The sequence below is a fragment of the Mycobacterium sp. genome, from assembly GCF_035603715.1.
In the GTDB taxonomy this organism is placed as follows: Bacteria; Actinomycetota; Actinomycetes; order Mycobacteriales; family Mycobacteriaceae; genus Mycobacterium.
Map to the genome: position 1 here is coordinate 1 of NZ_DATNJW010000341.1, position 2,334 is coordinate 2,334.

2 protein-coding genes and 1 pseudogene are annotated in these 2,334 nt (G+C 68.4%); 2 read left to right on the forward strand and 1 reads right to left on the reverse strand.

Annotation, left to right across the window (positions count from 1 at the left end):
* Positions 1-182 (reverse strand): hypothetical protein (locus VN856_RS14190; protein WP_325690053.1); only part of this gene is annotated, 182 nt, incomplete at its 3' end.
* 223 nt (positions 183-405) lie between these two features.
* Here VN856_RS14190 and VN856_RS14195 point away from each other — a divergent pair.
* On the forward strand, positions 406-1,911 hold the full coding sequence (locus VN856_RS14195) for a DUF7159 family protein (protein WP_422656567.1): 1,506 nt from the start codon (positions 406-408) through the stop codon (positions 1,909-1,911).
* A gap of 196 nt (positions 1,912-2,107) precedes the next feature.
* Positions 2,108-2,334, forward strand: a pseudogene (locus VN856_RS14200) (hypothetical protein); the annotation flags it as partial.

Here is a 2,334-nt window from a genome sequence, read left to right on the forward strand (position 1 = left end):
CCGGTGGATTCGGCGGGGGCCCGGGCGGGTTTGACGGTGGCTTCGGCGGCGGTCACGGCTTCGGTGGCGGCGGTTTTGGTGGGGGTGGCTTCGGCGGCGGTGGTTTCGGCGGCGGCGGCCACAGCTTCGGGGGCGGCGGCGGCCACAGCTTCGGCGGCGGCGGTCACAGCGGTGGTCACCACTAGGCTGACGGGTCAGCGGGCGACGAGGTAAAGTCGCGTCGGAAGGGTCGGCCGGGGGGCATCGATCGACCGAATGCTCCTGGCCTTAACTTCGCAGGGCACAGCTAAGTCCGCGGTAGTAACGCCGCGCTCCGGAGTGGCGATAACTTCTGTGGTCGGGCGCACTGTGTTGCGCGTGATCCCAGTCGGCCCGCGGACGGCTAGCAAATTGGTGGGAGGATTTGTGGACACCGTACTTGGTGTGTCGATGGCACCCACGACGGTCCGCATCGTGCTGGTCGAGGGGCAAAACGCCGACGGGGCAACCGTCGATGAGGACGACTTCCCCGTCGCCGACGGCAACGACCCGGCAACGTTCAGCGGACCGGATCAGGTGGTTGCGGCAATTCTGGGTACCCGCGAGGGCGCTACCGAGGCCGGATACGACCTGCTCTCGACCGGGGTGACCTGGAGTGACCAGTGCGAGGCGGCCGAGCTGCGTGACGCGTTAACCGCTCGCAAGGTCGAAAACGTCATGCTGGTCTCGGCGTTCTTGGCTGCTGCGGCGCTTGCCCAGTCGATGGGCAGTGCGACCGGTTATGCGCGTGCCGCGCTGCTGTATGTCGAACCCGATAGCGCGACGTTGGCCGTGGTGGATACCAGCGACGGCTCGATTACAGATGTGAAGCGGGAGCAACTTCCCGCTGACGACGATCAGGCGGTTGCCAAGCTGGTCAGCTTGGTTTCTGCGGCCGAGGGCCTCGACGAGCAGCCGGAAGGCTTGTTGGTGGTCGGCTCGGGAGTCGACATCCCGCTGATCAAGCCCGCGCTGGAAGAAGCGACGTCGCTACCGCTGAGCGTGCCCGCACAACCCGCGACAGCGCTCGCCCGAGGCGCGGCGCTGGCGTCGGCCAATGCGCCGCTGTTCGCTTCGTCGACCGCCGCACAGGCCTACGCGCTGGACCCAGGCACCGGTTCGGTGAGCCAGCACGCTCACGAACCGGGATATCTGGCCGTCGCTGAGGCAGCCAGCGGCGAGCCGGGCGCCGACGCGTTGGCCTACAGCGCCGTTGCCGATGACTCGGCTGCGGTTTACACCCAACTGGGCCCCGACGCATACGTGGCTGACGATGAGCACCCAGACTTCACCACCGGCATGTACCCCGACTTCAGTCAGCTGGAGGACCACGAACACGTAAGTCGCACACCGTTTTTGGCGGCAATGAGTGTGCTGATCATTTTTGTCGCCGGCGTAATGGCACTGGTGATTTCGCTGGCCTTCAGCATCCGGCCGTCCGCCAGTTCGCGGCCCAGCCTCAGCCATAACGTGGTGGCCCCTGCCAGGGTGGCACCGCTACCGGCGCCGCCGCCGGCACCCGCGCCCGCGGCCGCACCTGTGCAGGCCCCGGCGCCAGCAGCCGCTCCGGCGCCGGTCCACGCGGCGGCGCCAGCGCCCGTGCGGATACCGGGGCCCGCTCCCGCTCCCGCGCCGATTCCGTTCCCCGCCCCGGCCCCGGTGGCGCCGCCCCCGATCATCCCGCCGATTCTTCCCGGGCTTCTACCGCCGCTGCTCGGTCCGCCGCTCGCGCCGCCGCCCCCTGATCGCGGCCCGTGGGGTCATGGCGACGAGGGCTGGGGCCACGGTGGCGGTCCTGGCTGGGGCCACGGTGGCGGCCCTGGTTGGGGTCATGGTGGGGGTGGTTGGGGTCACGGTGGCGGCGGTTGGGGCCACGGCGGCCACGGCCGTTGATGAGCGTCGGCAAATCTGCGGTCACCTGATAGCCGCTGAGACCGCCCGTCGGTAGTGTCGTGGTGACAAATACCGGGAAATCGATCCGCGTCGCTCCCGCCAACGCTTGAGGAAACCCCGGCAATCCCCATGCTTGGCCCGGCGTGATAGCCAATTTGACGCACCCGGCCAGGGAGCGAGCAGCTTTGGAGGAGAAGTGGACACCGTACTTGGCGTGTCGATGGCACCCACTGCGGTCCGTATGGTCCTGGTGGAGGGCGAAAACGCCGACGGAGTGACGGTCGACGAAGAGGGCTTCGACGTCAACACGGCCGACGCGCCGACAGTCAGCGCGGCCGACCAGGTGGTCTCAGCGATTCTGGGCACCCAAGAAGGTGCCACCGAGAGTGGCTACCAGTTGCGATCGACGGGTGTGACCTGGAC